At 69.5% G+C, this 25,588-nt stretch carries 26 protein-coding genes, 3 pseudogenes and 1 riboswitch; of the genes and pseudogenes, 16 read left to right on the top strand and 13 right to left on the bottom strand.

The features are described from left to right. Together ACWDEW_RS21950 and ACWDEW_RS21945 are read left to right on the top strand one after the other, a co-directional pair. A partial coding sequence (locus tag ACWDEW_RS21950; RefSeq protein ID WP_450514630.1) for a LuxR C-terminal-related transcriptional regulator occupies positions 1-1,476 on the top strand: 1,476 nt, incomplete at its 5' end. Between the two features lie 34 nt (positions 1,477-1,510). After that, positions 1,511-1,957 carry an NUDIX domain-containing protein gene (locus tag ACWDEW_RS21945; protein ID WP_450514629.1) on the top strand — a complete coding sequence of 149 codons (447 nt, stop codon included), beginning with the start codon at positions 1,511-1,513 and terminating at the stop codon, positions 1,955-1,957. 11 nt (positions 1,958-1,968) lie between these two features. Here the strand turns inward: ACWDEW_RS21945 and bioD are convergent, their stop codons facing one another. From bioD to bioB, 3 genes are read right to left on the bottom strand one after another with little or no spacing between them, the layout of a single operon-like run. Beyond that, complete coding sequence (gene bioD / locus ACWDEW_RS21940; RefSeq protein ID WP_450514628.1) at positions 1,969-2,685, bottom strand: dethiobiotin synthase; 717 nt, start codon at positions 2,683-2,685, stop codon at positions 1,969-1,971. Between the two features lies 1 nt (position 2,686). After that, on the bottom strand, positions 2,687-3,985 hold the full coding sequence (locus ACWDEW_RS21935; protein ID WP_450514627.1) for an adenosylmethionine--8-amino-7-oxononanoate transaminase: 1,299 nt from the start codon (positions 3,983-3,985) through the stop codon (positions 2,687-2,689). Further along, on the bottom strand, positions 3,978-5,168 hold the full coding sequence (bioB, locus tag ACWDEW_RS21930) for a biotin synthase BioB (RefSeq protein ID WP_450514626.1): 1,191 nt from the start codon (positions 5,166-5,168) through the stop codon (positions 3,978-3,980). Before bioB ends, ACWDEW_RS21935 begins: the two co-directional genes overlap by 8 nt. A 147-nt stretch (positions 5,169-5,315) precedes the next feature. On the opposite strand from bioB, the gene ACWDEW_RS21925 reads away from it, so the two are divergent. Continuing rightward, entirely contained in the window at positions 5,316-6,443 is a 1,128-nt protein-coding gene (locus ACWDEW_RS21925; RefSeq protein ID WP_450514625.1) for an 8-amino-7-oxononanoate synthase, read from the top strand. A 42-nt stretch (positions 6,444-6,485) separates the two neighbouring features. Here the strand turns inward: ACWDEW_RS21925 and ACWDEW_RS21920 are convergent, their stop codons facing one another. Continuing rightward, positions 6,486-6,710: a DUF397 domain-containing protein gene (locus ACWDEW_RS21920; RefSeq protein WP_450514624.1), complete on the bottom strand. Its 225-nt coding sequence runs from the start codon at positions 6,708-6,710 to the stop codon at positions 6,486-6,488. A gap of 9 nt (positions 6,711-6,719) precedes the next feature. Then, positions 6,720-7,589 (bottom strand): helix-turn-helix domain-containing protein, encoded by an 870-nt coding sequence (locus ACWDEW_RS21915; RefSeq protein WP_450514623.1) that lies wholly within the window; start codon positions 7,587-7,589, stop codon positions 6,720-6,722. Between the two features lie 212 nt (positions 7,590-7,801). On the opposite strand from ACWDEW_RS21915, the gene ACWDEW_RS21910 reads away from it, so the two are divergent. Next, positions 7,802-8,260, top strand: coding sequence for an ATP-binding protein (locus ACWDEW_RS21910; protein WP_019070948.1), 459 nt, complete (start codon positions 7,802-7,804; stop codon positions 8,258-8,260). A gap of 85 nt (positions 8,261-8,345) precedes the next feature. Here the strand turns inward: ACWDEW_RS21910 and ACWDEW_RS21905 are convergent, their stop codons facing one another. From ACWDEW_RS21905 to ACWDEW_RS21880, 6 genes and pseudogenes are all read right to left on the bottom strand, one after another. After that, on the bottom strand, positions 8,346-8,819 hold the full coding sequence (locus tag ACWDEW_RS21905; protein WP_200716611.1) for a C40 family peptidase: 474 nt from the start codon (positions 8,817-8,819) through the stop codon (positions 8,346-8,348). Positions 8,820-8,822: 3 nt separating this feature from the next. Then, positions 8,823-9,002: riboswitch (cyclic di-AMP (ydaO/yuaA leader) on the bottom strand. A 338-nt stretch (positions 9,003-9,340) separates the two neighbouring features. Continuing rightward, complete coding sequence (locus ACWDEW_RS21900) at positions 9,341-9,649, bottom strand: hypothetical protein (protein ID WP_200716610.1); 309 nt, start codon at positions 9,647-9,649, stop codon at positions 9,341-9,343. Positions 9,650-9,656: 7 nt separating this feature from the next. Next, complete coding sequence (locus ACWDEW_RS21895; RefSeq protein WP_450514697.1) at positions 9,657-10,292, bottom strand: ATP-dependent Clp protease proteolytic subunit; 636 nt, start codon at positions 10,290-10,292, stop codon at positions 9,657-9,659. Between the two features lie 519 nt (positions 10,293-10,811). Further along, positions 10,812-11,338 (bottom strand): annotated as a pseudogene (locus ACWDEW_RS21890) (integrase); the annotation flags it as partial. 572 nt (positions 11,339-11,910) lie between these two features. Beyond that, entirely contained in the window at positions 11,911-12,891 is a 981-nt protein-coding gene (locus ACWDEW_RS21885) for a hypothetical protein (RefSeq protein WP_450514622.1), read from the bottom strand. Between the two features lie 39 nt (positions 12,892-12,930). Next, positions 12,931-13,434 (bottom strand): peptidase inhibitor family I36 protein, encoded by a 504-nt coding sequence (locus ACWDEW_RS21880; protein WP_450514621.1) that lies wholly within the window; start codon positions 13,432-13,434, stop codon positions 12,931-12,933. A gap of 350 nt (positions 13,435-13,784) precedes the next feature. Here ACWDEW_RS21880 and ACWDEW_RS21875 point away from each other — a divergent pair, with 350 nt between their 5' ends. Beyond that, positions 13,785-14,714 (top strand): ArsR/SmtB family transcription factor, encoded by a 930-nt coding sequence (locus ACWDEW_RS21875; protein ID WP_450514620.1) that lies wholly within the window; start codon positions 13,785-13,787, stop codon positions 14,712-14,714. A gap of 112 nt (positions 14,715-14,826) precedes the next feature. Here ACWDEW_RS21875 and ACWDEW_RS21870 read toward each other — a convergent pair whose 3' ends face one another. Then, positions 14,827-16,731: a fatty acyl-AMP ligase gene (locus tag ACWDEW_RS21870; protein ID WP_450514619.1), complete on the bottom strand. Its 1,905-nt coding sequence runs from the start codon at positions 16,729-16,731 to the stop codon at positions 14,827-14,829. Positions 16,732-17,102: 371 nt separating this feature from the next. On the opposite strand from ACWDEW_RS21870, the gene ACWDEW_RS21865 reads away from it, so the two are divergent. From ACWDEW_RS21865 to ACWDEW_RS21855, 3 genes and pseudogenes are all read left to right on the top strand, one after another. Continuing rightward, positions 17,103-18,362, top strand: a complete 1,260-nt coding sequence (locus ACWDEW_RS21865; protein ID WP_450514618.1) for an MFS transporter — start codon at positions 17,103-17,105, stop codon at positions 18,360-18,362. Between the two features lie 368 nt (positions 18,363-18,730). Next, positions 18,731-18,982, top strand: a complete 252-nt coding sequence (locus tag ACWDEW_RS21860; RefSeq protein WP_450514617.1) for a hypothetical protein — start codon at positions 18,731-18,733, stop codon at positions 18,980-18,982. Positions 18,983-19,110: 128 nt separating this feature from the next. Next, positions 19,111-19,404: pseudogene (locus tag ACWDEW_RS21855) on the top strand (VOC family protein); the annotation flags it as partial. A 251-nt stretch (positions 19,405-19,655) separates the two neighbouring features. Here ACWDEW_RS21855 and ACWDEW_RS21850 read toward each other — a convergent pair. Continuing rightward, positions 19,656-19,937 (bottom strand): hypothetical protein, encoded by a 282-nt coding sequence (locus ACWDEW_RS21850; RefSeq protein WP_450514616.1) that lies wholly within the window; start codon positions 19,935-19,937, stop codon positions 19,656-19,658. 237 nt (positions 19,938-20,174) lie between these two features. Between ACWDEW_RS21850 and ACWDEW_RS21845 the strand changes: the two genes are divergently transcribed. The 8 genes and pseudogenes from ACWDEW_RS21845 to ACWDEW_RS21810 all read left to right on the top strand — a co-directional run bounded on the left by ACWDEW_RS21845 (position 20,175) and on the right by ACWDEW_RS21810 (position 25,565). Further along, positions 20,175-20,684: a SigE family RNA polymerase sigma factor gene (locus tag ACWDEW_RS21845; RefSeq protein WP_450514615.1), complete on the top strand. Its 510-nt coding sequence runs from the start codon at positions 20,175-20,177 to the stop codon at positions 20,682-20,684. A gap of 8 nt (positions 20,685-20,692) precedes the next feature. Beyond that, positions 20,693-21,007, top strand: coding sequence for a hypothetical protein (locus ACWDEW_RS21840; RefSeq protein ID WP_450514614.1), 315 nt, complete (start codon positions 20,693-20,695; stop codon positions 21,005-21,007). A gap of 343 nt (positions 21,008-21,350) precedes the next feature. Continuing rightward, positions 21,351-21,785 (top strand): annotated as a pseudogene (locus tag ACWDEW_RS21835) (IS5 family transposase); the annotation flags it as partial. A gap of 10 nt (positions 21,786-21,795) precedes the next feature. Further along, positions 21,796-22,335, top strand: a complete 540-nt coding sequence (locus ACWDEW_RS21830; protein WP_450514613.1) for a hypothetical protein — start codon at positions 21,796-21,798, stop codon at positions 22,333-22,335. A gap of 307 nt (positions 22,336-22,642) precedes the next feature. Further along, the gene (locus ACWDEW_RS21825; protein ID WP_431249205.1) at positions 22,643-22,930 is read left to right on the top strand and encodes a type II toxin-antitoxin system Phd/YefM family antitoxin; all 288 of its coding nucleotides are present in this window, start codon (positions 22,643-22,645) and stop codon (positions 22,928-22,930) included. A gap of 297 nt (positions 22,931-23,227) precedes the next feature. Beyond that, the gene (locus ACWDEW_RS21820; protein WP_010355509.1) at positions 23,228-23,530 is read left to right on the top strand and encodes an urease subunit gamma; all 303 of its coding nucleotides are present in this window, start codon (positions 23,228-23,230) and stop codon (positions 23,528-23,530) included. A 9-nt stretch (positions 23,531-23,539) separates the two neighbouring features. After that, positions 23,540-23,851 (top strand): urease subunit beta, encoded by a 312-nt coding sequence (locus tag ACWDEW_RS21815; RefSeq protein ID WP_019070943.1) that lies wholly within the window; start codon positions 23,540-23,542, stop codon positions 23,849-23,851. Next, a complete protein-coding gene (locus ACWDEW_RS21810) occupies positions 23,844-25,565 on the top strand; it encodes an urease subunit alpha (RefSeq protein WP_450514612.1) in 1,722 nt (573 codons plus the stop codon). The genes ACWDEW_RS21815 and ACWDEW_RS21810 overlap by 8 nt, the downstream gene beginning before the upstream one ends. The last annotated feature ends 23 nt before the right edge of the window (positions 25,566-25,588 follow it).

The following is a 25,588-nucleotide window of genomic DNA, read 5'->3' as shown; positions in this document are numbered from 1 at the left end:
CGGGCGGGCGCGTCCGGAACGGCAGCTCCGCAGGCGGATGCGCCGGGAACGGCAGCCCCCCGGGCGCACGCGCCCGCAACGCCGGCACCCCGAACGGCCGAGCCGCCGACGGCCACGCCGCTGTGCTCCACCGAGACACCCCGCGTCACCGCCGAGCCCCGAACTCCCGTCTCCGACCATGCGGTTCACCTCCTCGCGCGGGCCACCGAGGCCGCCGTCTACACCGGAGACCTGAGACGTTGCCGGGAGGCGGCAGCCGTCGCCTCCCGGCTCGGGATCGTGCCGCACGGGACGCTCGGGGGACTGGCCGCCGCCTTCGAGGGGCGCTACGAGGACGCACGGGACCTGCTGAAAGCCGCCGCCGGGAGATGCGGCCCCGGCGGCGACCCCACCCTCCTCGTCCACGCCGGGATCGCGGCCCTGATGCTCGGCGACCACACCCGCGCCACCACCGCCACCGTGCGGGCGGCCGCCTCGGCCCGGGCGCGTGGTGCGACGGTGATCGTGCCGCAGGCGATGGAGTTCCGGGCCTACGCCGAGTTCTGGACCGGGCACCCGCGAGCCGCCGAGGAGGCCGCGGCGGACGCCCTGTGGCAGGCCCACGCCACCGGTCAGGACAACGGCGCCTGCCATCTCCAAGCGGCCCTCGCCATGTTCGCGGCGCTCACCGGAGACGAGGACGTCTGCCGCGAACGGGCCGCCGCCGCCCGCTCGTTCGCCCTGGGCAGGGGTCTGGGACTGCCCGCCGCCCTCGCCCAATGGGCGCTCGCCTACCTCGACTTGAGCAGCGGACGCTTCGCCGCCGCCGCGGCCCGGCTGAGAGCGCTCGCCGGGTTCGGCCCGGGCCACGGCCACCGGGCGATACGGCACCTGGCCACCCCGCACTACGTCGAGGCCGCCGCTCGCAGCGGCGACACCCGCATCGCCCGCGCCGCGCACGCCGACTACGACCGCTGGACACGTGCCGTACGCAGCCCCGACGACCTTGCCCTGAGCGCCCGTTGCCGCGCCCTGCTCGCCCCCGGCGCCGAGGCCGTCGACCACTACCGCACCGCCCTCGATCTGCACGCGCGCGGCACCCGCGACTTCGAACGGGCCCGCACCGAGCTGCTGTTCGGCGGCGCGCTGCGCCGACTGCGGCGACGCACCGAGGCCCGCGACCACCTGCACACCTCGCTGGAGGCCTTCGAGTCCTTCGGCGCCCCGCACTGCGCGGCCCAGGCGCGAGCCGAACTCCGCGCCCTCGGCACACCGGTGGGCGCGGCCGCCCTCGCTGCACCTGCCGCCCGCCTGACGGCCCAGCAACTCATGGTCGCCCGCATGGCGGCCGACGGCGCCACCAACCGTGAGATCGCCGTCCGCCTCGCCCTCAGCCCCCGCACCATCGACCACCATCTGCGCGGCGTCTTCAGCCGGTTGGGCATCCGCTCCCGGATCGAACTGGTGCGGCTGCTGGCGGAAGGGGAGGCATCCTGAAATCCCCGCCCCGCCCTTCCCTTACGCTGCGGGCATGCGGGAGTTGACGTTGCGCGTCCGGGTGGCGGCCTATGTGCTGCGCCGGCGGACGGGACGGCCGATGGAACTGCTCGTGTTCGACCATGACGCGGACCTCCCGCCCGGCACGCACGTCCCGGCGGGAGGCGTGGCGCCCAAGGAGCCGCTGGAGGAGGCGGTGCTGCGCGAGGTCGCGGAGGAGTCCGGGCTGACCTGCGTGCGCGTACTGCGCCCGCTCGCCGAGGAGCACACCCCGCACCCGATCCGCCACTTCCCGCGCCACACCACGTTCTTCGAACTGGAGGTGGACGCCGACGCGGAGGTCCCGGACACCTGGGACCACCATGTGACGGGCGCGGGCCGCGACAACGGCATGACCTTCCACTGCCGCTTCGAGCCGCTGCCCCTGGCTTTCCCCTTGGCGGACGGCCAGGACGCCTGGCTGGACCGGCTGGAGGCCTGAACGCCGTCCGGTTACGGCGCCTCGCGCACCCCGAACCCCTCCGCGTCCCACGTCCCGTCGAGCCGGCCTGCCAGCCAACTCGGCGCCGCCGCACGGAAGTCGGCAGGTGTGAGAGCCCCCGCCCCCTCCGGCAGCGCGCCCAGCAGTGGCGCTCCGGATACCTCCGGCAGGTCGGCCACATTGCAACGCGACGCAAGATCAGGGGTGTTGGGCCAGCTCCCGATCACGACGCCCAGCAAGTCGAGCCCCTGGGAACGGAGTTCACGGGCCGTCAGTTCGGTGGTGTTCAGGGTGCCCAGGCCGGCCGATGCCACGAGCAGGACCGGTGCGCCCAGCAGTCGCGCCGCGTCCGCCAGTGTGCCGCCCTCCTCGTCGAACCGTACGAGCAGGCCGCCCGCGCCCTCGACCAGGACCAGGTCGTGCTCGGTGGCCAACTTCTGGGCCGCTTCGGCGACTTCACGCGGGTGCACCGGGGGCATCCCGGCCCTGCGGGCCGCCGTGCCGGGGGCCAGCGGCTCGGGGTAGCGGGCGAGTTCGGCCGTCGTCACGGTGCCCGCGAGCCGCGCGACCTCGTCGGCGTCGCCGCGCTCGTCCGGCCGTAGACCCGTCTGGGCGGGCTTCAGGACGGCCACCGTGCGGCCCGCCGCGAGGGCCGTTGCGGCCACCGCGGCCGTGGTGATCGTCTTGCCGACCTCCGTGCCCGTGCCCGTGATCACCAGTACCGGCATGTCATCCCTCCCGTGCCGCCGCGCACACCGCGCGGGCGATCCGAGCCAGGTCGGCGTCGCCCGTGACGTACGGCGGCATCGTGTAGACGAGGTCGCGGAACGGCCGTAGCCACACGCCCTCGCGTACGGCCGCGTCCGTGGCGGCCTTCATGTCCACGTCGTGGTCGAGCTGGACCACGCCGATGGCGCCGAGAACGCGGACGTCCCGGACGCCGGGGATCCCCGAGGCCGCGGCCAGGCCCTCCCGCAGGGCCGCCTCGATGCGCTTGACCTCCGTCAACCAGTCCTGGTTCAGGAGGAGTTCGATCGACGCGCAGGCCACGGCCGCCGCGAGCGGGTTGCCCATGAAGGTCGGGCCGTGGGCCAGGACCGGCACCTCGCCCTGCGAGATGCCCTCGGCCACACGAGACGTGCACAGGCTCGCCGCCATCGTCATGTAGCCGCCGGTCAGTGCCTTGCCCACGCACATCACGTCCGGGGTGACGGCCGCGTGCTCCGCCGCGAACAGCGCGCCCGTACGGCCGAAGCCCGTCGCGATCTCGTCGAACACCAGCAGCACGTCGTGCGCGTCGCACGCCTCGCGCAGCACCCGCAGATACGCGGGGGAGTGGAACCGCATCCCGCCCGCACCCTGCACCACCGGCTCCACGATCACCGCGGCCAGCTCGTGCGCGTGCCGCTCGATCGCCGAGCGCAGCCGGTCGGCGTACGACTCCTCGTACTCGGTCGGGGGCGCGTCCACGAACACCTGCCTCGGCAGCACTCCCGACCACAGCTCGTGCATCCCGCCCTCGGGGTCGCACACCGACATCGGCTGCCAGGTGTCGCCGTGGTAGCCACCGCGCCAGGTCAGCAGGCGCTGTTTCGCGGGGCGGCCGAGCGAGCGCCAGTACTGGAGGCACATCTTCACCGCGACCTCGACCGACACCGAGCCCGAGTCGGCGAGGAAGACGTGCTCCAGGCCCTCGGGAGACATGTCGACAAGGAGCTTCGCCAGCCGTACGGCGGGCTCGTGCGTGAGCCCGCCGAACATCACGTGGCTCATCCGGCCGAGCTGCTCGCGCGCGGCCTCGTTGAGCACGGGGTGGTTGTAGCCGTGGATCGCCGACCACCAGGACGACATGCCGTCGACCAACTCGCCCGATCCGTCCGCCAGTCGGAGCCTGACCCCGCTCGCCGATTCCACGACGAGCGGTTCGACACGGCCGGGCATCGGACCGTAGGGATGCCAGACGTGCCGCCGGTCCAGTTCCAGCAGCTCGGCGACGGGCATGCCGGGCAGGGCGGTCGGGTCAGGCATTGGGCGCGAGATCCGTTCCGGCACCTCGACGGCGTACGGAGACCAGGTCGCGGCGCACCTCGTCGACCTGAGGGGCGGGCGTGGCGGCGGGAGCCGAGCCGCAGACGCCCGCCTCCTCGTGCGAACCGCAGCCCCCGCAGGCTTCCTCGTGCGACCCGCACCCGCCCGCCGCCACGGTCGCCCGGTGCTGCGGCAGTGTCACCTCGCCCGCGCCCTCCACCTCGAAGCCCGCGTCCGCGATCATCTCCAGGTCGGCCTGGCCGGCCTGGCCCTCGGACGTCAGGTAGTCGCCGAGGAAGATCGAGTTGGCGAGGTTCAGGGCGAGGGGCTGCATCGTGCGCAGGTGGACCTCACGGCCGCCCGCGATGCGCACCTCGACGTCCGGGCACACGAACCGCACCATCGCGAGGATGCGCAGACAGCGCTGCGGGGTGAGGTGCCACTCGGCGGCGAGCGGGGTGCCCTCCATCGGGATCAGGAAGTTCACCGGCACCGAGTCCGGGTCGAGGTCGCGGAGTGAGAAGACGACGTCGACGAGGTCCTCGTCGGTCTCGCCCATGCCGGCGATCAGGCCGGAGCAGGCCGAGAGACCGGCCGCGTGCGCCTTCTGCACGGTGTCGACGCGGTCGGCGTACGTGTGGGTGGTCGTGATGTCGCCGTACGTCGACTCGGACGTGTTGAGGTTGTGGTTGTAGGCGTCCGCGCCCGCCTCGCGCAGCCGGTCGGCCTGGCCGTCGGAGAGCAGGCCGAGGCAGGCGCACACCTCGACGCCCTCGTTCTGGTCCTTGATCGCCTTGATGGTGCCCGCGACCCGGTCCACGTCCCGGTCGGTCGGACCCCGGCCGGAGGCCACCAGACAGACCCGCTTGGCGCCACCCGCCACACCGGCCGCCGCGGCCTTCGAGGCGTCGTCGGGTTTCAGCCACGTGTACTTCAGGATGTCGGCCTTGGAGCCGAGCCGCTGCGAGCAGTACGAGCAGTCCTCGGGGCACAGCCCGGACTTCAGGTTGACGAGGTAGTTGAGCTTCACCCGTCGGCCGAACCAGTGCCGGCGCACCTTTCCGGCCGCGGCCACGACGTCCAGCAGGTCGTCGTCGGAGGTGGCGAGGACGGCGAGTGCTTCGGCGCGGGTCGGCAGCTCGCGCCGAAGCCCCTTGTCCACGAGCGTGTTCAGCAGGTCCATGAGTCCCGATCCTGTCCTACGGGACCGCCCTCGGCCAAGGAGAGATTGCACAAGACATGGGGTCGACGGTGTGGGTATCACCACACCATGGGCGGCTGGTCGTCCGATTAGTGTCTGTGCACTGCCTACAAAAGCCCCGGAGGAACCATGGCGTTCGGCTGGATCGACGACCAGGCGGAGCTGCGCCGCCGCGCCGGGCTCGTACGGACCCTGCGCCCGCGCCCCGCCGACTCGCCGCTCCTCGATCTCGCGAGCAACGACTACCTGGGGCTCGCCCACCATCCCGAGGTCGTCGAAGTGGCCGCGGCGGCGGCGCGGACCTGGGGCGGCGGGTCCACCGGCTCGCGGCTCGTCACCGGGACGACCGAGCTGCACGCCCGGCTGGAGCGCGAGCTGGCCGAGTTCACCGGGTTCGAGGCCGCTCTCGTCTTCTCCTCCGGCTACGCGGCCAACCTCGCCGCGGTCACCACGCTGGCCCCGCACGGCTCGCTGATCGTCTCCGACGCGGGCAACCACGCCTCCCTGATCGACGGCTGCCGGCTGGCCCGGGGCGCCACCCAGGTCGTGGGGCACGCCGATCCGGACGGGGTGCGCAAGGCGCTGCGGACGCACGACGGGCCGGCCGTGGTCGTGTCCGACTCGGTGTTCTCCGTGGACGGGGACGCGGCTCCGGTGGGGGCGCTCGCCGAGGCCGGCCGGGAGTTCGGGGCGGGGCTGCTGCTCGACGACGCGCACGGGCTCGGGGTGCTGGGCGAGGGCGGGCGCGGGCTGCCGTACGCGGCGGGGCTCGCGGGGGCCGAGGACGTGGTCGTGACGGTCACCCTGTCCAAGTCGCTGGGCAGTCAGGGCGGGGCCGTGCTCGGGCCGGCCCGGGTGATCGACCATCTGGTCAACGCGGCGCGGACGTTCATCTTCGACACCGGGCTGGCGCCCGCGGCGGCGGGCGCGGCGCTGGCGGCGCTCACCCTGCTGCGGCGCGAGCCCGAGCGGGCGGCCCGGGCGCGCGCCGTGGCGAGTGAGCTGCACGCACGGTTCACCGCCGCGGGTCTGGAAGCGGTACGTCCGGACGCCGCGGTGGTGTCGGTGCGGGCACCGTCCCCGGAGGCGGCCGTGCAATGGGCGGCCGACTGCCGTACGGCAGGGCTGGCCGTGGGCTGCTTCCGTCCTCCTTCCGTGCCCGACGGCATCTCACGGCTCAGGCTGACCGCCCGAGCGGACCTCTCCGGGGCCGAGATCGAACGCGCTGTACGTGTGATCGGCGAAACGCGACCATGAGTCGGCGTGACACGGTCGTGCGTCGCTGACGAGGAGAACCGATCAGTGGAAGGCGCCGAGGAATCCCGTCCAGCTCTCGGGGGAGAAGAGCAGGGCGGGTCCCTGGGGGTCCTTGGAGTCGCGTACGGCGAGCAGCCCCTTGCGGGGGCCGGAGTGCGGACGGGCCGCCTCGACGCAGTTGTTCGCTCCCGTGCTGTAGCTGCTGCGCAGCCACCGCACTCCGGACAGATCGGTACTGGAAGGTACGTTCCGAGGCAGTGCAGACATGGTGCCTCCTTACGCGCCGTCACCTATTCCGGCGATGTAGTCCAACGAGTCCTCGGGTGAAAGGGCGTGGAACTGAAGGGTGTTGAAGGCCTCGCTGTAGGCCTCTAGGTCTTCTTTCCGTTCGAGGTAGAGGCTACTCGTCAAGTGGTCGAGAACAACCACGTCCAGATCAGAAGTGCTCGGAAAGGAGAAGATAACGAAAGGACCGGTGATGCCGATGTGCGCTCCTGCGGCGAACGGCAAGACCTGAAGCCGGACTTGGGGCAGTTGGGCCGCCTCGGTGAGCCGCGCCAGCTGCCGTGCCATCACACCCGGCCCGCCGACCTCCCGGCGTACCACCGCCTCGTCGAGGACCACGCTCAGTTCGAGTGGGGGATCGGCGCGCAGGATGTCCTGCCGGGCCAGCCGCACCTGCACCAGCGCGTCGAGCCGCTCCGGCCCGTCGTGGTCGAGGCCTCCCACGGCGGCCCGGGTCACCGCCCGGGCGTACTCGGGTGTCTGCAGCAGCCCGGGGACGACCGAGGTCTCCAGGGTGCGGATCGTGCTGGCCTGTGACTCCAGACTGATGAAGTCCCGGTAGGCGGGCGGCAGTACACCGCGATACGCGTGCCACCAGTGGTGCCGGCCGCCCCCGTCGTCGGAACCCGCCAACACGAGCAGCATGTCCCGGAGTTGTGCGTCGCCGACCTCATAGGCGTCCAGAAGTAACCGGACGTCGGGCGGTTTCACGCCACTCGCGCCGGTCTCGATGCGGCTCACCTTCGACTGGTGCCAGCCGACCAGCCGGGCCGCCTCGCCGCTGGTGAGCCCCGCGTCCGCACGCAACGCGCGGAGTTCGGCGCCCAGTTTCCGGCGGCGCACCGCGGGACCGTACTGCATGGGTTTCTCCTTACTCCTTCCGAGTCGCCCAAATAGAGTCTGGGTTCGCAGAGTTCACCGCTTTGAGCGACAGATATATGCATATCTTGGTGGATCGGCACCGTTGGCGACGCGGTAATGGCAGTCTGGCGAAGAAGCACCAGTCCGGGACCGTACTCGAACCATCCGCTCCGTGTCGGACACCGGTCCCGCGGGAAAGGGACGACCGCGCCATGGCAGACCATCTGGAAGCATCCGTCACTCTGCCGAGCGATCCCGCCTCGGTCTCCACCGCCCGCTCCTACGTGGTCGGGACCCTCGTGGAGTGGGGACTGCCGGCGGACACGGAGGTCGCCGACACCATCCGCCTCATCGTCTCCGAACTCGCCACCAACGCCGTACAGCACACCTTCGGACAGTCACCCACCTTCACGGTGGACATCGAGCTGGAGCGTGACGAACAGCTGCGCATCGGAGTCACCGACAGCCATCCCCGCTTCCCGAAGCGCCTGCCCGCCGCCGTCCAGCAGGACAACGGCCGGGGCATGGTCATCATCCGCTGGCTGACCGCGGAGTGCGGCGGCAAACTGCGGGTCCGGCCGACCCTGGAGGGCGGCAAGACGGTCTCCATCGAGGTGCCCTGGACAGTCCCGGCCCGGCCGGTGACCGCGGCGGGCCAGCAGGAGCCGTAGAGGGACATGCGGAACGCCTCTGGACACCCGAGGGGGTGGCGGTCCGTCAGGAGACCGCCACCCCCTCGGGAGTCTTCAGCACGGATCAGCTGACCCGGCCGTACCAGACGCTCTTGGTCCAGATCTTCTGCAACCGCACCACGTCCCCGGTCTTCGGGGCGTGCCAGATCTTTCCGCCGCCGGCGTAGATGCCGACGTGGTAGACGCTGGAGCCCGAGTGGAAGAAGACGAGGTCCCCGGCCTTGCGGCTTCCGGCCGAGATGTGGTGGGTCTTGTTGTACTGCTGGGCCGCCGTACGGGGCAGCTTCTTGCCTGCCTTCTTGTACGAGTACAGCGTGAGCCCGGAGCAGTCGAAGCGGCCCGGCCCGGTGGCCCCGTACCTGTACGGGGCGCCCTTCTTGGACGCCGCGACCTGGAGTGCCTTCGTCGCGGGTGTCGCGGCCGCGGCGTCGGATGCGACGCCCGGGATCACGACGGAACCGCCTACGGCGGCGATGGCGAAGGCCGAAGCCGTACCGGCCCTGACCATCAGCGACGGGACACGATTGAGCGCAGTCATGCGCAACCCTTCGTCAGCCGCCTGTGAAGGATGACCTGTCGGATTCGGGCTGACAAAGTTGCCCGGCCGCTGACGCGGCTTCACCCCAAGGGCTGCTCGGCCCGGTCATGGCGTGACCGTCCCGGCGACCCGTCGTGCCTGGGTCCTCCACTCCTGCCGATGCAATCCTGTCGACCTGTCATCCGGGCGGCGGCAGGACTCGGCGTCCGCCCGGATCGCCCCGCCGCTGCGGCGGGGTCTTGTCGTCAGACAGGGATCTTCACCTATGAATGTCCGAAAAGCCCAACGGAATCGGGGATTTGTGGGGTTACTCACCACTCACTCGTTCGGCTGAACGTATCGGTGTTCGAGGGCGTGTCGAGGTCGCACCACCCTCGGACCAGCACCGGAACACCTCACCCGTCCCTCGGGCTACGCGTGTTGCGCAACCCGGACGGCCGCATGGGCGGAGCGGCGACTACGCCGATCGGGGGTACGCCGTTCGGCCCGTTTCGACCCCGGCCGTCATGGCTCCGGGTCCGTCAACTGTCGGAGGGTGCGGGGATCGTGACCCGAGCCGTGCGGCGCTCTCCGTCCAGCACGCGCAGCGCCCGCGCGAGCGTGGGGGCGTGCAGCTCGGTCTCGCCCCGCTGATGCATCAGGGCCAGCGCGTCCCGCAGCTCGGTGGCCTTGGCCACCAGCGCCTGGGCGGCCCTCAGCCCACGGTAGGTGTCCCCGTGGTGCGCCGGGTTGATACGGCCCAGCAGGTCGGCCACGTCCAGATAACGGTCGATCAACTCGCCCTCGGCGCGCGTCAACGCGGGCAGCGGCGGAAGTTCCGGCGGCAGCATCGTCGGCTCACTCCCCGCCGGACTCGGTGAGCGAGGTCTTGCGGGTGGACACGATCCGGTCCACCAGCCCGTATTCCAGGGCCTGTTGGGCGTCGAGGATGCGATCCCGCTCGATGTCCGCGCTCACCTGCTCCACCGTCCGGCCCGTGTGCAGGGCCAGTACCGCCTCCAGTTGGGACCGGGTGCGCGCCAACTCCTCGGCCTGGATGGCGAGATCACTCGCCTGACCCTGGATCGGCTCGGGCAGCGAGGGCTGGTGGAGCGTCATCCGCGCGCCGGGCAGCGCCGACCGCTTTCCCGGGGTGCCCGCCGCCAGCAGCACCGCCGCGCTGGTGCCGGCCCGGCCGAGGCAGATCGTCTCCACGTCGCACGTGACGTACCGCAGCGTGTCGTAGATCGCCGACATCGCGGTGAACGAGCCGCCGGGCGAGTTGATGTACAGCGAGATGTCCCGGTCCGGCGCCAGGTACTCCAGGTGCATGAACTGGGCCATCACGTCGTTCGCCGAGATGTCGTCGATCGGCGTCCCGAGGAAGACGATCCGCTCCTCCAGCAGCTTCGAGTACGGGTCCGTCGTCCGGTGCCCGGAGCTGGTGCGCTCCGTGAATTCGGGCAGGACATGGCGGGCGAACGGTCGGGTCATGGGTACCCCTCCTTCGGCATCTGTAAGAAATGTACAGGACGTACATGACGTTATGATGGGAGCGGATTCTAGTGACCGAGTAAAATGCCCAGGTCGGAGGGTCTTTATTGCTCTCTGCTGGGGCTCGTGTCTCACATTCCTGTCACGGTTTGACGGCTCTCTGGCGGGAGTGTTGTCGCCGTTGCGTTCGGCAACTGGCCAGTGGTCCTCCCCGTGGCCACCCTGATCTGCGATCCTGTCGCGACTCGCGGTGGTCGGAGCGTCCGTCAATGGGTGCGGGCGGCCCGGCTGGAATGCCTCAGCCCTAACAAGCCTGTTGCTGCGCGGCGGTCGTCGGCCATCGGGTGGGTATCCCCGATCGTGAGAGCCCTGCCGTGCTCCCGGTGGCAGTACGACGAGCGCCGGCACACGACGCTGCAGCCACGATGTTCTCCGACCGTTTCCCCGCCGCAGAGGCCTCCGCTCCGGCTGCCGAGCCCACTGCGGTGCCCCGGGCTCGTGCCGTCTCCCCAAACGCGTCTGGGAGCGCAGAAAGTCCGTCCAGGTGCTGAACCCCGCTCGGGTGCCGGGTCGATCCCCGCCTCGTTCAGGATCTCCCATACCGTGGAGGCGGCCATCTGCACGCCCAGCACCAGCAGCCCGTCGCGGATGCGCCGGTAGCCTCAGCCGGGATTCTCCCGCGCCGGACGCGGCACGAGAAGGCGGATCGGGCGCACGGTACGCGGCCGATCCGCACGCCCCGGCCGGGAACGGGCCGTGTGGTGGCGCAAGACCAGGGCACGGTGCCAGTGCAGCAACGTGTCCGGGCGCACCACCAGCCGTGCCCGGCGCAGCACACCGCGCGGGAGCCGGTGCAGCAGCGCGGCCGGGAACGCGCGGTCACTCGGGGTGAACTGCACCCGATCCTGGGCGAGCTGGCGTTCCAGCACGGTGATCTGGTGCCGCAGCGCGAGGACCTCCGCGTCCTTGTCCTGGTTCTTCACAGGCAGCAGCCGCAGCAGGGAGAACACGTTCGCCACACCCAGACAGGCAGGTCGAAGCAGCACGACAGGTCATCCTGCCGGGGCACTCACCAGGTGCCCAGAGCGCCCGCGCTCGACACCAGCTGTGCACCAGCCTCCACCAGGACGGATGAGTTTTTCGGCAGGCGCAGGGTCGAGCAGGCACTCGCTCACGTACCACCGGAGGGTGGTTCGGCAGTCCGGAGAACCGTCCGCGTTCGATGAGCCTGCCCACCCCGGAACCGCCCCCGGCAGCCGGTGCCTTCGCCCGTATCGTGGCCGGGAACTGCCCGGTTGGCTCGTCGGAAGTGCGCGGCGTTCCAGCGCCGATGCCGATTTCGTCACGGCCACGGGCGGACTGCCCAACTGGCAGAGAGTGCCTGGACCGCAGGCTGCAAAGGGAAACCGGCGAACAGTCGTTGCCTCGTCCAACCTCTGAGCCGTCCCGTCGGGGCGGCGATCTTCCCCGAGAGGCCGACACCTCTTGTCGGTGGCATTGCCATGGGAGCGGTTGGGACCAGAGGTTTCTCGCGACCCAGAACAGCACCCGAGGCGATGCATGTCCTGCACTCTTGGTTCTGCCGGATGTCTGCAGACCGTTCGGAACCACCCCGTGGTCATTTCTGGGGAGCGTTCTTGCCGAGCAGGGCCTTGGCCCGGGCCAGGGCCTGCTGCCGGTGTTGCCAGACCTCCTCCAGTCGGGCCCTCGTCCGTGCGGGCTGGTGTTGCAGGAAGGCGTCGCGCTGTGCCGCGCCCGTGCGGCGCAACTCGCTTTCCGCGTCGCAGTGTTGATCGGCGACCGCGGCGGCTCGCTGCTCGCGTGCCAGCGTCGACGCGCTCGCTCCCTTGACCGCCTCGGCCTGCAGGGACTGGATCAGTGCGGTGGGCGTCCTCGCCGGCCGACCGGCGTTGGTCATGCAGCGCTGCCAGCGTCCCAAGGCCCTCTGATAGGAGTGGTTGGAGGCCAGGTATGCCTCGAGGAGATGGTCCACGTCCTGCGGCACGAGCGTGTCCTCGAAGGCGGCCTGTACGGTGCCGTACAGTCGCGCCCTGGCCTGGGCCATGCAGCCGCCCGTGCCGTAGGTGCCGCTCGCCCCGCTGGGCAGGGTCAGCGGCGTCGCCTGGTCGGTGCGGCCGTCGAGTGCCGCTGTGTAGCGGGCCTGTTCGGCGGTGGACAGGGAGCGGACGTACCGGTCCTCGGCCGTGTCGCCGCTGTTCATGCGGCCCAGCGTTGTGGAGACGCCGTAGCCGGGGGCCGAGCGGGAACCGATCGAGTCGGCCGTCGTCGCCCCGGTCGGCGGCTGCGGGCCCGCGCTGGTGACCAGGTAGCGCAGTCCCCGGTCGCGCATGCAGCGCTGGGTGAGGATCTGCAGAGCGTCGAAGAGCTGCCGGCGTTGACGCAGGGCGGTGGCGTCGCTGGTGAGGACCGCGGTGGCGTGGCCGAACTCCCGCGCCGACGGCACCGCCTCCGCATGTGCGGTCGTACCCGGTCCGGTGCACGCGGTCGCGGCCGCGCAGACTAGGGTCACCACGAGGATCAGCAGGGGCAGCGAGCATGTCGGTGCGCGCCCGATGCCGCGGCGCGAGAGGTATGTCATCGGTGACTGCCCGTCATCCGGTCGCGGAAAGAGTCCAGGTCAACAGGCCGAGGTCCAGTAGTTGCTGCTGATCGAGTCGTTGAAGCTGGTCGAAGTGCCGGGCCAGACGAGGTTCGCGAAGTTGCTGTTGGACCAGTCCTTGGGCAGGCAGGCTGACAACCCGGTGTACCCCGTGCCGCTCCACACCTCGACGCCCAGACCGCTGGTGCCGTGGTTGTAGCCCGAGGAGGCGCAGTCGCTCCAGGTCCCGTTGCCGCACGTGGAGTGGGAGTAGGCGCCCCAGTTGGTGTTGCTGCCGGAGAACTTGCCCGGCCCGTCGTTGTAGCCGGAGTTGACCCAGAAGCAGAAGTAGGTGCTCGGACAGTCCCCGATGGCCTGCGGGGAGACCACGGCGGATGCGGCGGCTCCCTGTACCGCTTGCGGGGCGGTGGCGACCGTGGTGGTGTGCCCGTCGGCGGCAAAGGCGTTGCCGGGAAGGGCGAGGCCCAACAGAGCGGCCAGGGCGGTGGCGGTGAGTGCCGCTGCCAAACGGAAGGATCTCATGCGGATTCCTCTTTCTCTGGCTGTACGTACGAGGAGTTTTCTTACCTGGTCTTTTCCGATGCGTTGCCTGCCAGTTGCCTTTGCGTGGTGTAACCGGGGAGGTGATCTTGTCCCCTTTACTCGCCTGCACCTTTTGGGCCATGGCGGAATTCAATTCACGGGAGGCGTGGGGCCATTGCAACGCTGGTGAGCGATATTGCCAACCAGGGCATGGGGTGGCCATCATGTTTCACTGGGATGAAAATTCCCAGGTGCAGAGGGGGAACGGAATGCTCCGTATTCACTTCACCGATGCGGACCTGGCGAAAACCACGGTCGCTGCGCGACCCGACGCTCTCTGGGAAGTCGCCATGAGCCTGCACCGGTTCCAGACGCGGGCCGGCCGCTGGGCCCACGCGGACTGGTACCGCACCACCCGCCTGCAGCTCGTTGAACAGCAACTCGACCACCTGGTCCGCGAGGTCCTGCTGCCGCTCTTTCCGCGTGCCGCCTACTTCCCGGACTTCCTCACCCCCCGCCCGACAGAGAGTGGGGGGCTCGATGCCGGACTTGATGTTGTCATGTCTACGCCATCGCGGCGGGTGCTCCACGAACTCGCGCTGCTGGACCGGGTGGTGGGCACTCCCCAATGGGCGTGGCGGCTGGGCGGAACGCGTGAGCGTGCGGAGTTCGTGGCGGCGCTCCGTGCGTACCACGCCACCGCCGTCGCCCCGGTCGCCAACCTGATGCAGGCCCGATTAGAGGCTGACCGGTCGGCCCGCACCCGTGACCTGCTGGACGGCGGGGTCCATGGGATGCTGGCCGGGCTCGGGCCCGCCATGTCGTGGCAACCGCCGGTCCTGTCGGTCCAGTATCCGGTCGAGGACCGGGACTTCCATCTGGGCGGCAGGGGTTTGTGTCTCATTCCATCCCACTTCTGCTGGCAAGCCCCCATCACCCTGGCGGACCCCGGACTGCCACCCGTCCTCGTCTACCCCCTCCTGCACGAGCCAGTGTCCCCACCCCCGACTGCTCCGCTGACCGCTCTGCTCGGCCGTACTCGGGCGACCGTCCTGTCGGTCACGGCCGCGGGTGCGGGTGCCACCACCTCCGAGATCGCCCGTGCCGTGGGGATTTCCGCCCCCTCGGCCAGTAGACACGCGGCGGTGTTGCGTGACGCCGGGCTGCTCGTCAGTAACCGACATGCCACGCACGTACTGCACACACTCTCCCCGGCGGGCGCGTCGCTACTGCGGGCGAGCCGCCGACGTCAAGAAGGCCGCACCGGGCAACTGCGGTAGTCGGTGCGTGCATTTCCATGGAGCCGAGGAATTCGGCGGGCTCCGGTCCTGTTTCTCGTCAAGCTGTTCCTGAAGAGAGGACCTGACGGCGGCCTTCTCTCCTCTGCGTCCGTCAATTCCGTAGATGGCTTGAATGGCGCCTGTGGAGCTTCCTCTTGATTGAGGTGGCCCCTGAGGTCCGATACTTCCATTTTATGCCGTGAGGTCGAGGCGTTTCCGATAGCGGGTCTGTGCCTGATGCGGGGTGAGGTAGCCGATGGCCGAGTGGATCCGCTCTCGGTTGTAATACTGCGTGATCCATCAGAATACGTCTTGCCGGGCCTGTTCCCGGGACGGCCAAGCGGTGGTGCCGGTCTCGGACTTGAGCACGGTGAAAGAGCCCTCTGCGGCCGCATGGTCGAAGCACGGTACGGCCACGTCGGGCAGGGTAGTCCCACTTCTTCGCGATCCCCTGCGGTGCCACATCAGCAGCGCGTTCCTCGTGCTCGCCGTCGATCGCGAACGCGCAGGCGGTCGCGCGACCTGCGCCCGGCGCGGCTGCGCCCGCCGTGACTTCGATGTCCTGCGGATAGTGGTTCTCACCCTGGAGGATCAGGAGATTCTTGTGGCGTCCGGTGACAAAGAGATCGCCGTCGGCCACGAAACCCAGGTCCCCGGTCCGCAAGTACGTCGGACCGTCGGGATCGTCGGTGATCCGCGCCCGGAAGGTCTGCTCCGTCTCGTGCGGGCGGTTCCAGTTGCCGGCGCCCACGCACGGGCCGCTGACCCAGATCTCGCCCACGGTCCCTTCGGGCACCGCCTTCGCGGTCGCGGGGTCGACGATCCGGATCTCGGTGCCCGGCGAGGACGTGCCGCATTCGACCTTGGCCACGGCCTGCTCGCCCACCCGCGCTCGGACGGCCCGCCCAGCGCGCAGCTGCTCGGCGGACAGGCTCAGCGCGCGGGACGGGCCCCGCGCTGTTCCCGCGACTTTCAGCGTGGCCTCGGCCAGGCCGTAGCCGGCGACGACGGAGCTCTCGCTCAGACCGCACGCGGAGAATGTGTCGATGAACCGGCGCATGGTCTCGGCCCTGACCGGTTCGGCCCCGTTGATGGCGTACCGCCACGACGAGAGGTCGAGTTCGGAGCGCTCCTCGGCGCTGATCTTCTCCAGACATCGCTCGTAGGCGAAGTTCGGGACGATCGAAGTGACGGCCCTGGCGTCGGAGATGGCTCGCAACCACCGGATCGGTCGCCGCACGAACGCCTCGGGGGCGAACAGGGTGACCGGTGAGGCGCGGAAGATCGGCAGGACCAGCCCGAACATCAGCCCCATGTCGTGGAACATCGGCAGCCACGAGACCGTGGGTTCGCCCGGCTGGGTCGGCCAGAGCTCGTCCAGCTCGCGAGGTTGGTGCCAGAGATTCGCGTGCGTCACGACCACGCCCTTGGGAGTGGACGTGGACCCCGAGGTGTACTGCAGCAACGCGGGCTCGTGCGGGTCCGGCTCGCGTTGTGGACCGTCGGGTGCGCCCGCCACATCCGTCCGGATGAAGCGCAGCCCGGAGAGCCTCGCATCCGCGAGGCCCGACAGTGTCGGGGTGTCGGTCAGGACGACGTCGGTGTCGGCGTCCTCCGCGATCCCCCGGACCCGTTCGCCTGCCGAGGCCCGGCGGGGCACCGGAACGGGAACCGCGACGACTCCCGTCCGCAGACAGGCGACAAACGTCGTGACGAACTCCAGTCCGGGCTCGTACACCAGCAGGGCCCGGCGACCGGCCAGCCCAGCGCGAGCGAGAGTTCCGGCCCTGGTCGCGACCGCCTGGTCCAAGGTCCGCCAGGTAAAGCTTGCGGACGGATGCTCCCCGCCCTGGAGAAACGTGAAAGCGATCTGGTCCGGTCGCTCCCGGGCCCAGCGCTCAAGCGCGGAAGGCACGCTTCGGAATCCGTCCGCCCAGAAATGGGAAGTCTGCGCGAGCCGTGCGGCCGAATGGAGTGTCACCGAGCTCCTCTGTTTCTGCTTTGCGGCGTCAGCCACCGAAGACCGTATTGGTGGAAAGTCGCAAATGGTTCGCGCCGCGTCTGCGCCCAGCCGGCAGGAGGTTGAGACGCGTCGCTAACTGGGGAAAGGCAGATGACCGTTTCTCGGCAGGCGAATTCGTCGACTGCTTGACGGTTAAGAGCGGTACTGTCGAATAGCTTCGAATTAACTCTCGGATGGGCGGCGGAGACTTACGCTCGCAGCCGCTATCCGGATGTGTCAACGGTGGGTGATGCGAGGGAAGTTGCTCACCGCGACGCAAACCACGAGGTCGTATGCGCTCACGGATGCCATGCAGGGAAATGCTGTGACATGGATCACAATTCCTTGCTCTGGCGTGGCCCTGACCTGCGCGTATGGTTCCGAAGGTGAGCGATGCCAGCGGAATTGAAATAGCCACCGGTGTGCCACGACAGGTTCCGCTACGGCGCAATAGGGGCTTTCGAATGCTGTGGATCGGGCAGTTGCTGTCCGATACCGGCACACAGATCAGTGGGATCGCCTACCCGCTGCTGATCCTGGCCCTGACCCATTCGGCGGTGCTCGCCGGGGTCGTCGGCACGGTGCGGGCCATTACCGTGCTGTGCGTGCAGCTGCCCGCTGGGGCGCTTTCGGACCGGTTCGACCGGCGACTGACGATGATCATCTGTGACATCACGCGAGCGGTGCTGCTGGCTCTGCTCGGCATTCTGATCGCACTGGATGCCGCGTCCTGGCAGGTGGTCCTCGCCGTGAGCCTGATCGAGGGAGCTGCCGGTGCCGTCTTCGATCCGTCCGCCGCCGCCGCGCTGCCGGGAATCGTGCCGGACGAGCAGCTGGAGCAGGCGTGGGCCGCCAGCGAAGGCCGGACCTACGGTGCCAGCCTGGCCGGCCCGGCGCTCGGCGGAGTGCTGTTCGGAGTAGGCCGTGCCGTCCCCTTCCTGGCCGACGCGATCTCCTTCGCGGTGTCGTTCGGCACGGTGAGCCGGATCCGCGGGCGGTTCCGGCCGGAGAAGGCGGCCGTGCGCAAGTCGTTGTGGCGTGAGGTGACCGATGGCCTGCAACTGGTCTGGCAGGTACCGATTCTGCGCGCGGCGGTGATCCAGACGCCCCTGGTGAACTTCGCCTTCAGCGGCGTGATCTTCAGCATCACCCTCGCGATGCAGCAGCACGGGACATCCACCGCGGTGATCGGTTTCGTGCAGGCAGGCATCGCGGCCGGCGGGTTGCTCGGCGCCGCGGTCGCGCCCCGACTGCAGGGGCGCGTGCGCCTGGCAACCCTGACCACCACGATCACCCTGGCCGCCGCCCTGCTGTTCGGTGCTGCGGCCTTGTTCATCCCGTCACCGCTGGTGGCGGCGCCGGTCGCGCTGGCACTGCTGCTCGCGCCGGCCGCGAACGGGGCGCTCGTCGCCGTGGTGCTCCGCAGTGCGCCCGAGGACATGCGCGGCCGAGTCATCAGCACGGTGATGATGGCGGCCACCGCACTGGCGACATTGGCGCCACTGATCGCGGGCCTGATCGTCCAGCACGCTTCCGGCGCCTGGGCGGTAGGCGCCTGCGCCGCCGCGACAGCCGTCGCGGCCGTGTTGTGCCTGGTGCTGCCAGGTTTTCGGCACGCGGAGTCCCCGACGGCCGCAGCGGGCTGAGCCGCCGTACGAGCAGGCCGCGCCGGACGCGACGCGGCCCTCACCACTGACCAGGAGGCATGATGCCGCCCGGCCTCGCAGGTCGGCCCCAACCTCAGTCAGATGGTCACGCGCCGCACGCCAGAGCGAGGCCGGGGAGCGGCATACCGCCGCTCGATGCGGCCGATGTGGTCCATGTAGTCGGACAGTCGCCACCGGCCCCCTTCACCAGTTCCCGAGCGGGCCCGCACCCGGCTCAGCAGCCCACGCACTCCCTTGCTCGCTGCTGCGTGTAGGCGAGAGCACCTTCAAGCCACCCCTTCCCCAGCGCGTCGTAGTCGTCGTCACCGAAAGCCGAGGAGCTCAACCACTACGAGATCGCCGAGGGGATGTCACGAGCGCTGGACCGCGAGGTCACCTACGTGCCCATCGAACTCGACGAGTTCGCCGCCATCCTGCGCGGACGCGGCGCGCCCTACCACCTGATCCAGCACCTGCTCGCGGTGGCCGTCGGCTGTCGCAACGGCGTCTTCGCCGACACCAACGACATCGTGAAGACGGTCGGCGGCAGTCACCCCCTCGACGTCGAGGGGTTCGTCGCCCAGAACCGCGCGGCTTTCGACCTGCCCACCACCATCTGAACACCGGAGGAGACAGGAGACCCTCTGGTGCATCACGGGGGCGTCCCAGGGACCTTGACTTGGGGATCACCCGCGCCGCCCTGGCCGTCGGCCACCAGGTGGTCGCGACCGCGCGGCAGGCCGCAACCGTCGCCGACGACGAGGAGGCGTTCTCACAAGCTGTCGCAGATGGCGGCCACGTCGTCACTTCCCTGGCTGACGACGCCTTCGGACAGCGCGGAGGGCGTATCAGGGACCCCTTCGGCAGCATCTGGTGGGTGGTCAGCCGCGTTGAGGACGTCTCCGAGGACTGCATGTGGAAGAGGCTGTGCAGGCCCCCGTATACGCATGAGTCCATGCGCGTGGCTCAGGAGACGCTCGACGCCGAGCTCGGCGGTCGGCCCCACGGACGCAGCAGCGCGCCCTTCAAGACAACCGGCTGACTCATGATGTCGAGATTCGCATAGGCCAGACCGGGGTCCAGCCAAGGTAAAGCCAAAAGCCGCAACGGGGATGTCAGAGAGGAACCGCTCCCGGGACACGCCACAGGGGCGCCCGATCTTCATCCAGGGCACGTTGCTACCCCTCCGAGGGGCAATGAGGTCCACGGCGGGTCGTGCGGAGCAGCACGCCTCCCGCACCGGGCAAAGGCCCGAGGCTCTCGGGGAGGCGTGCGTACTCCTCGGGGTGGGGCTCAGCCCACCGCGTTCGCCCGCTCGGCCGCGCTCAGCGACGAGAGGGGTTCGGCGACAGACTTGGCGTGGACCGGGTCCGCGTGGGTGGCGGCAACCGGGTCCGCGTGGGTGGACGCAACGGGGTTTGCGTGGGTGGCCGGGACCGGGTCCGCGTGAGTGGCGGCAACCGGGTCCGCCTGAGTGGCCGGGACCGGGTTCGCGTGAGTGGCCGGGGTCGCGGCGCTGGCGACGCTGACCATCCCCGCGGCGGCCAGAACGGTACCGGCGGCCACGCTGAACATAGCGCGGCGGTTATGCGAGAACTTGCGGTGCTTCGACAACGGTGTGCCTCTTCCTCGGATCGCCGGACTCCCCACCTGTGCGTGGAAGCCCTTTCGGGAGAGAGGTACGGAGTCGGGCGGCGGTCAGGTTGCACGGTGCGGCGGGAAAATTCTCCTGCCCGCACGGTGCAACCCCAGAGGACCACTCCCCGTATGTATGACCGATGGAGTGGTGTGCAAGGGAGAGGCCGGCAAAGAGTGAGGGACACGGCCCGGGAACGAGAGTTCCGGGAATTTGCCGAGGCGCGGCAGGCGCAGCTCCGACGCAGCGCCTACCTGCTCTGCGGTGACTGGCACCAGGCACAGGACCTGACCCAGACGACTTTGATGAAGTTGTACGCGGCCTGGGGACGGGTCAGCCGGGACGGCAATGCGGATGCCTACGCTCGCACCATCCTCACCCGCACCTTCATCGACCAGTGGCGCAAGAGAGGCTGGCGTGAGGAGCCGGTGAGCGAGCCACCCGATCTTCCCTCGGCCGTGTCCGGCGCACCGGAGTTGCGATTGATGATGCAAGAAGCCCTGATGGAGCTGGCGCCCCGCTACCGGGCCGTGTTGGTCCTGCGATTCTGGGAGGACTGGTCCGTCGAGCAGACCGCGCACGCACTGCGGGTGAGTCCGGGAACGGTAAAGAGCCAAAGCGCCCGCGGGCTCGCCCGGCTGCGCGAGATCGTCGAAGGGTTTGACAGTGAAGGGACCAGGAGGTGAAACCGGCCATGAGTGAGCACGAGAACGATGCTCTGCACGCGGCCTTCCAGGCAGTCCTCAGCGCCGAGTCGGAGCCTGCGCTACCCAGCGTTGTCGACGCGGCCGTCGCCGGCGGCTTCCGGATCCGCCGCCGACGAGTTGCGCTTGCCACAGCCGGCGCACTGATCGTCGTGGCCTCCATGGTCGCTGTGGCCGTCGACCTGTCCTGGCTGGGCGGCGAACGGGCTCCGGTGCCCCTGGCCCCCGCCAGCACAGCCCACCCGACGCCGCACACACCCGAACCCGCTCGCACGGCAGCAGAGCCCCTTCCCTCCGGAGACTGACAGTCGCCGGGGTCGCCCCGGGATCAGGCTGTGGAATCCAGGTAGATCCACACTGCCTCCGAGTTCCACTTGCTCACGTGACTGGGACCTGTACCAGGTGACCGCCACAGCCTCAAGATCATCTCCGTTGCGGCTTCTGGCCTCACCTTGGCTGGACCCCGGACCGGTGGTCAACGAGGGCTTCCAGCCTGCTTCGGCAGTTCGCCAGTCGGCCTAACACCGGGGTGAAGCTCCTGGTAGATGGGTTTTCGGCCAAGAATTCAGTCTCTACCAGAGGCTTCATATGCTCGTTTACCCGTCCGGGCTGGACGTGTCCAGTTCTGCCCTCCGGTTCCTCTCCGCTGAGAACGGGTCGAAGAGTCATCTGATCTGCGACCGCAACGGCCTGCCGCTCTCGGTCGCCGTCTCAGGCGCCAACCTGCACGACAGCCGGGCCCTGGTGCCCTTGGTGATGGGCATCCCGTCCATCCGATCCCGCCAGGGACCGCGCCGTCGGCGGCCTGCCAAGCTGCACGGCGACAAGGGCCATGACTACGACCACCTGCGGAAATGGTTGCGGGAGCGCGGCATCGTCCCGCGCTTCGCGCACCGCGGGGCCGAGAGCTCGGCCCGCCTCGGCCGTCGTCGTTGGGTGGTCGAGCGGACCATGCCATGGTTGTCCGGGTGCCGTCGGCTCCGTCGGCGCTACGAGCGGAAGCCCGAACACTTCATTGGCTTCACTGCCATCGCCGTCATGCTCATGTGCCTGCGACGTCTGGGTGTCAGCGCCGGGCGGTAGCGTCTGACAGGTGACTGACGACACCGTCACGTGGAACCAGCTTGCGGCCTTGCTGCCAGAGGCCGAAGCCCAGGAAGTCAAAGACTGCTGGGACATCGGAGAGCAGGAGGCGGGACTTGGCCTGCTTGTCGCCGGCATCCTCGGCCACCAGGTGCCGATCAGCGAGACAGCCAGAGCCCAGATCTCCGTGCTCGCTGAGACCTGGGGAGAGCGGGAGGCCCTCACGCCCCAGATCCTTCAGTGCCGTGATGCAGGCGCACCGGGCCCCCTGAAGCTGATCGAAGGCGATGGAAACACTACCCCTGAGGCAATAGACGGGGCCGGACAAGACCTGGCTGGTCTCGTCCTCGTCCCCTGGATCGCCTGCACGAGATGCGGCCAGGTCCTGATGCGCGCCCATGTCCGAGAAAGCTGGGGCGATCTCTCTTACCTGGCGCGGCACTACGTCATCACGACGCCGAACCGGGCCACCGTCCCGCTGCGGTTCCCCACTGATTCCGCCGACGTGGCCTTCGCATTCCTCCAGCATGCGTGCTCGGACGCACCATAAGAAACAACGTCTAAGGCGCCACAGCCCGGCCGCCCCCTGGATCTCGGAGATCCGCGCAGCCTCCGGTGCGTCGACGGGCAAGCACCCGCCTGGCCGGAGTTCTGCGCAGGGTCGGTCGGAGCGGGGCGTTTCGCCGCACCGGAGACCTGCCAGGATTCAGTGCGGCCAGAGAGCTCTTCGTCTCACCTCGTCTCACACATTTCTCACGGACGAGAGCGAACGGGAGCACGCGAGAGCCCCTGACCTGGGACTTTGATGTCGTCACCGACCACGGTGAACCAGATGGACGCGCCGTAAGCTTAGGGGTATGGCCTACGAGATTCCGGTGACGCAAGCCAGGGCTGAGCTCGCCGACCTGATCAACCGCGTGGTGTACGGCGGTGAGCGCGTCGTCGTGACACGGCACGGCAAGCCCCTTGTCGCGCTGGTCTCCGCCGCCGACCTGGAGCGACTCGACGAACTCGACAAGCTGGACGCGAACGCCGACGACCAGGTGATCAGTGCCGTCTCGCACGTCCGCGAGGTCGCGTCCGCTCCCCGCGAACACCAGCGCTTCGGCATCGCGGCGGAGCACCGGGGGCCCAACCCCTCCTAGGCGGTCGGCCGAGCGACGGCTCTACGGGCGTAGATGTGATTGTCCTGATCACAGCTCGGTTAACTTGCTTGAAACTCGGTCCAACTAGCCTGCCGATCCATGCCACCAGGGATTTTTTCCCCGGGGGCTGAGCGGGTCCGGCGAAGTCCGCCGTGGTTCGGCAGCGCCCCGAAAGGGCGCGGGGAACCGCGCGACCAGCCACGACGGGCCTTCGGATGACGTCCCGCACTCCGAGCGGAGCGTTTAAGCGGCAGCCGGACCCCGCACGGTCCGGAGCGAGGACTGTGAGGTGGGAGCGTGCAACTGACCCCGCACGAGCAAGAGAGGCTGCTGATCCATGTGGCGGCCGACGTCGCCGAGAAGCGGCGGGCCCGTGGTCTGAAGCTCAACCATCCCGAGGCGGTCGCCCTCATCACGTCGCACATCCTCGAAGGCGCCCGTGACGGCCGGACCGTCGCCGAGCTGATGGCCTCCGGGCGCAAGCTGCTCACCAGGGACGACGTCATGGAGGGCATCCCCGAGATGATCCATGACGTGCAGGTCGAGGCGACCTTCCCGGACGGCACCAAGCTCGTCACCGTCCACGACCCGATCGTGTAGGAGGCCTCGATGATTCCCGGCGAGATCCTGTTCGCGGACGACCCGATCGTCTACAACGCGGGCCGCGAGGTCACATCGATGACCGTCCTCAACGCCGCCGACCGGCCCGTCCAGGTCGGCTCCCACTACCACTTCGCCGAGGCCAACCCCGGCCTTGAGTTCGACCGCGCCGCCGCGCGCGGCAAGCGGCTCAACGTCGCCGCCGGCACCGCCGTGCGCTTCGAACCGGGGATCCCCGTCGACGTCGAACTCGTCCCGCTGGTCGGCGCCCGTGTCGTGCCCGGACTGCGCGGGGAGACCGGAGGTGCCCTCGATGCCTGAGATCTCCCGCGCCGCGTACGCGGACCTCTTCGGACCGACCACCGGCGACCGCATCCGGCTCGCCGACACCGACCTGTTCATCGAGATCGAGGAGGACCGTTCCGGCGGTCCCGGACTCGCCGGTGACGAGGCCGTGTTCGGTGGCGGCAAGGTCATCCGCGAGTCGATGGGCCAGGCGCGTGCTACGCGCGCAGAAGGCACCCCCGACACCGTCATCACCGGTGCCGTCATCGTCGACCACTGGGGCATCGTCAAGGCCGACGTCGGCATCCGTGACGGCCGCGTCACCGGCATCGGCAAGGCCGGAAACCCCGACACCATGGACGGCATCCATCCCGACCTGGTGATCGGCCCCGAGACCGAGGTCATCGCCGGCAACGGCCGCATCCTCACGGCCGGTGCCGTCGACGCGCACGTCCACTTCATCTGCCCGCAGATCGCCGACGAGGCGCTCTCCGCCGGAGTCACCACGCTGGTCGGCGGCGGCACCGGACCGGCCGAGGGTTCCAAGGCGACCACCGTCACGCCCGGCCCCTGGCATCTGGCCCGGATGATGGCGGCGATGGAGCAGTACCCGCTCAACATCGGCTTCCTCGGCAAGGGCAACACCGTCTCGCACGACGCGATGATGTCCCAGATCCGCGGGGGAGCGCTGGGACTGAAACTGCACGAGGACTGGGGCTCGACTCCCGCCGTCATCGACGCCTCGCTCACCGTCGCCGACCGCACGGGCGTCCAAGTCGCCATCCACACCGACACGTTGAACGAGGCCGGGTTCGTCGGCGACACCCTCGCCGCGATCGCCGGACGCGGCATCCACGCCTACCACACCGAGGGCGCGGGCGGCGGGCACGCGCCCGACATCATGACCGTGGTCTCCGAGCCGCACGTGCTGCCCAGCTCCACCAACCCGACCCGGCCCTACACCGTCAACACCGCCGAGGAACACCTCGACATGCTGATGGTCTGCCACCACCTCAACCCGGCGGTCCCCGAGGACCTCGCCTTCGCCGAATCCCGCATCCGGCCCTCGACCATCGGCGCCGAGGACATCCTCCACGACCTCGGCGCCATCTCGATCATCTCCTCCGACGCACAGGCGATGGGCCGGGTCGGCGAGGTCGTCATGCGGACCTGGCAGACGGCCCATGTGATGAAGCGGCGGCGGGGAGCACTGCCGGGTGACGGGCGGGCCGACAACCATCGCGTACGGCGCTACATCGCCAAGTACACGATCAACCCCGCCCTCGCACAGGGCCTCGCCCGCGAGATCGGCTCCGTCGAGAGCGGCAAGCTCGCCGACCTGGTGTTGTGGGAACCGGCGTTCTTCGGCGTCAAGCCGCACCTCGTCATCAAGGGCGGCCAGATCGCCTACGCGCAGATGGGCGACGCCAACGCGTCCATCCCGACCCCGCAACCGATCCTGCCGCGCCCGATGTTCGGCGCGATCGGACGGGCTCCCGCTTCCAACTCCTTCAATTTCGTCGCGCCGTTGGCGATCGAGGACGGGCTGCCGGAACGGCTCGACCTCGGCAAGAAGTTCGTGGCCATCGAGTCCACCCGTGCGGTCACCAAGGCCGACATGCGGGAGAACGACGCCCGGCCACGCGTCCAGGTCGACCCCGACAGCTTCGCCGTGCACATCGACGGGGAGCTCGTCGAGGCGACTCCGGCGGCCGAACTGCCCATGGCCCAGCGGTACTTCCTCTTCTGATGAGCACGCTGATGAGCGCCCTT

It is taken from the genome of Streptomyces sp. NPDC001100 (genome assembly GCF_053598575.1).
Note: the sequence above shows the minus strand (reverse complement) of the source record. Positions and strands in the feature narration are given on the sequence as shown.

Bases quoted from the DNA above. Each gene is read 5' to 3' on its own strand.
- ACWDEW_RS21945 (WP_450514629.1), top strand. From the start codon at position 1,511: ATGCGGGAGTTGACGTTGCGCGTCCGGGTGGCGGCCTATGTGCTGCGC.
- bioD (WP_450514628.1), bottom strand. From the start codon at position 2,685: ATGCCGGTACTGGTGATCACGGGCACGGGCACGGAGGTCGGCAAGACG.
- ACWDEW_RS21900 (WP_200716610.1), bottom strand. From the start codon at position 9,649: ATGCTGCCGCCGGAACTTCCGCCGCTGCCCGCGTTGACGCGCGCCGAG.
- ACWDEW_RS21905 (WP_200716611.1), bottom strand. From the start codon at position 8,819: ATGACTGCGCTCAATCGTGTCCCGTCGCTGATGGTCAGGGCCGGTACG.
- ACWDEW_RS21810 (WP_450514612.1), top strand. From the start codon at position 23,844: ATGCCTGAGATCTCCCGCGCCGCGTACGCGGACCTCTTCGGACCGACC.
- ACWDEW_RS21850 (WP_450514616.1), bottom strand. From the start codon at position 19,937: ATGTTCAGCGTGGCCGCCGGTACCGTTCTGGCCGCCGCGGGGATGGTC.
- ACWDEW_RS21880 (WP_450514621.1), bottom strand. From the start codon at position 13,434: ATGAGATCCTTCCGTTTGGCAGCGGCACTCACCGCCACCGCCCTGGCC.
- ACWDEW_RS21910 (WP_019070948.1), top strand. From the start codon at position 7,802: ATGGCAGACCATCTGGAAGCATCCGTCACTCTGCCGAGCGATCCCGCC.
- ACWDEW_RS21935 (WP_450514627.1), bottom strand. From the start codon at position 3,985: ATGCCTGACCCGACCGCCCTGCCCGGCATGCCCGTCGCCGAGCTGCTG.
- ACWDEW_RS21825 (WP_431249205.1), top strand. From the start codon at position 22,643: ATGGCCTACGAGATTCCGGTGACGCAAGCCAGGGCTGAGCTCGCCGAC.
- ACWDEW_RS21860 (WP_450514617.1), top strand. From the start codon at position 18,731: ATGTCACGAGCGCTGGACCGCGAGGTCACCTACGTGCCCATCGAACTC.
- ACWDEW_RS21895 (WP_450514697.1), bottom strand. From the start codon at position 10,292: ATGACCCGACCGTTCGCCCGCCATGTCCTGCCCGAATTCACGGAGCGC.
- ACWDEW_RS21840 (WP_450514614.1), top strand. From the start codon at position 20,693: ATGAGTGAGCACGAGAACGATGCTCTGCACGCGGCCTTCCAGGCAGTC.
- ACWDEW_RS21815 (WP_019070943.1), top strand. From the start codon at position 23,540: ATGATTCCCGGCGAGATCCTGTTCGCGGACGACCCGATCGTCTACAAC.
- ACWDEW_RS21925 (WP_450514625.1), top strand. From the start codon at position 5,316: ATGGCGTTCGGCTGGATCGACGACCAGGCGGAGCTGCGCCGCCGCGCC.
- bioB (WP_450514626.1), bottom strand. From the start codon at position 5,168: ATGGACCTGCTGAACACGCTCGTGGACAAGGGGCTTCGGCGCGAGCTG.
- ACWDEW_RS21920 (WP_450514624.1), bottom strand. From the start codon at position 6,710: ATGTCTGCACTGCCTCGGAACGTACCTTCCAGTACCGATCTGTCCGGA.
- ACWDEW_RS21915 (WP_450514623.1), bottom strand. From the start codon at position 7,589: ATGCAGTACGGTCCCGCGGTGCGCCGCCGGAAACTGGGCGCCGAACTC.
- ACWDEW_RS21885 (WP_450514622.1), bottom strand. From the start codon at position 12,891: ATGACATACCTCTCGCGCCGCGGCATCGGGCGCGCACCGACATGCTCG.
- ACWDEW_RS21875 (WP_450514620.1), top strand. From the start codon at position 13,785: ATGAGCCTGCACCGGTTCCAGACGCGGGCCGGCCGCTGGGCCCACGCG.